The sequence below is a fragment of the Streptomyces chengmaiensis genome, from assembly GCF_029846775.1.
Classification (GTDB): domain Bacteria; phylum Actinomycetota; class Actinomycetes; order Streptomycetales; family Streptomycetaceae; genus Streptomyces; species Streptomyces chengmaiensis.
The window spans coordinates 1-2,098 of the sequence record NZ_JARWBG010000126.1 but is presented as its reverse complement, the minus strand read 5'-3'; the positions used below and the strand labels follow the sequence as shown (position 1 = coordinate 2,098).

2 protein-coding genes and 2 pseudogenes are annotated in these 2,098 nt (G+C 73.9%); all 4 read left to right on the top strand.

Features of this window, described 5'->3' with window-relative positions; translation table 11 throughout:
* Positions 1 to 940 (top strand): annotated as a pseudogene (locus QCN29_RS36670) (histidine kinase); the annotation flags it as partial.
* Entirely contained in the window at positions 941 to 1,306 is a 366-nt protein-coding gene (locus QCN29_RS36665) for a roadblock/LC7 domain-containing protein (protein ID WP_279933583.1), read from the top strand.
* Between the two features lie 215 nt (positions 1,307 to 1,521).
* Positions 1,522 to 1,929, top strand: coding sequence for a DUF742 domain-containing protein (locus QCN29_RS36660; protein WP_240137201.1), 408 nt, complete (start codon positions 1,522 to 1,524; stop codon positions 1,927 to 1,929).
* A pseudogene (locus tag QCN29_RS36655) lies at positions 1,910 to 2,098 on the top strand (ATP/GTP-binding protein); the annotation flags it as partial. The gene QCN29_RS36660 and the pseudogene QCN29_RS36655, both read left to right, overlap by 20 nt.

Genomic DNA, 2,098 nt, shown 5'->3' with positions numbered 1-2,098 from the left:
CGGGGGCGCACCTCGCGCCCCGCGCCCGCAGGCCGCGAGCTGGGGCCGCGAGCAGCCGCCCGTACGCCCGCAGCGCCCGGCGGCACAGGACGCGCCGCGCGGCCATGAGGACCACGACGGCGCCCGCGGCCCCGGCGCGACGGCGGAGTTCGCACGCCCCGACTTCGGCGCGCCCGCGCCCCGCGAGGGAGCGGACACCCGGGCCGGCGCCCAGGCGAACGGCTCCACCGGTGAGTTCACCCGCCCCGACGTGTACGGCGGCGCACAGGACCCGGCCGGCACGGCCCAGTTCGCCCGCCCCGACATGAGCGCGCCGCAGCAGCCGCAGGCTTCGGCTCCCGCACCGCGCCAGCCGGAGGCACTGCCGCCGGCCTCCACCCCCGGCGACGGCGGCACCCCGCTGTACGACACGCTGGAGACGGACTGGTTCCGCGGCGGCCGGGACGGGCAGGGGCGGCAGCAGCCGCCGGCCCCGTCGGCCCCGTCGGCTCCGTCCGTGCCCCAGCAGCCGGACCGCTCCGCCGGTGAGCGGCCGCAGCCTCCCCAGCACGCCCCGGCGCAGCCCCCGGCGACCCCGGACTACGCGCCGAACGGCGTCGTCTCGTCGAACGCCTCCGCCCCGGCCGACCCGGCCGCCCCGGCGTGGCGTTCCTCCCCCAACGACGAGCTGGTGCGCCAGGCCGAGCGGGCCAGGAAACCCGCTTCGGGCGGTGTCACCACCTCCGGTCTGCCCCGGCGGGTCCCGCGTGCCAACCTGGTGCCGGGCACTGCGCAGGAGCAGTCCCAGCAGAGCGGTCCGCAGGTCTCGCGCGCGCCCGACGACGTGCGCGGTCGGCTCACCAATCTGCGCCGCGGCATCCAGCAGGGCCGGCAGCAGAACTCGACGACCGGCAGCTTCAACCTCGGCAACCCCGGCCCCACTCACCAGCAGGAGCGTTAGTTGAGCGNCCCCGGGGTGTCCCACACCGTGGTGGTCTCCGCCGACGGACTCCTGCTGGCGATGTCCGAAGGGTTCCCCCGCGACCGGGCCGATCAGCTGGCCGCCGTCGCATCCGGTCTGACCTCGCTGACCGCGGGGGCGTCCCGGATCTTCGAAGGCGGCCCGGTCAACCAGACCGTGGTCGAGATGGAGCGCGGGTTCCTCTTCATCATGTCCGTCTCCGACGGCTCGTCGCTGGCCGTCCTGGCCCACCCGGAGGCCGACATCGGCCTGGTGGGCTACGAGATGGCGCTGCTGGTGGACCGTGCGGGCAGTGTTCTCACCCCGGACCTGCGCGCCGAACTCCAGGGGAGCCTCCTGCGCTAGACGAACCGATCTGACCCGACCGCCCGCTCAAGCCCGTACCGCCCGACCGTAGCGACGCTCGTACCGAACGACCTGCCCCACGCTCTTCCCGGTACCTGCCCGATACGAAAAGTACGAGCCCACCGCACTGACATCCGTCACGGCCGCCCACCGGCCCCCCACCGGCCCAGTCAGACGGCACAGCCGACCACTTGCTGTCATCGCCCGGAGGATTCATGACCCCGCCACCCGCCTCTCACGATCCGTACGGTGTCCCCATGGACGCCGGATACGGAGATGAGGGCGACCAGCCGCTGGTGCGTCCGTACGCCATGACCGGCGGCCGTACGCGGCCGCGTTACCAACTCGCCATCGAGGCGCTGGTGTCGACGACGGCAGACCCGGCGGTGCTCGCCAGCCTGCTGCCGGAGCACCAGCGGATCTGCCATCTGTGCCGTGAGGTCAAGTCGGTCGCCGAGATCTCGGCGCTGCTGTCGATGCCGCTCGGTGTGGCGCGCATCCTGGTGGCCGACCTCGCGGAGGCGGGCATGGTGGCGATCCACCAGCCGGGCAACGGAGAGGCCGGCGGCGCGCCGGATGTGACACTGCTCGAAAGGGTGCTCAGTGGACTTCGCAAGCTCTAGCGGCGGCGCCGCGGCGGCGGCCAGATCGACCACCAGTGCGAAGATCGTGGTGGCGGGCGGCTTCGGCGTGGGCAAGACCACGTTCGTCGGCGCCGTCTCGGAGATCAACCCGCTGCGTACCGAGGCCGTCATGACGTCAGCGTCGGCCGGCATCGACGACCTCACCCAC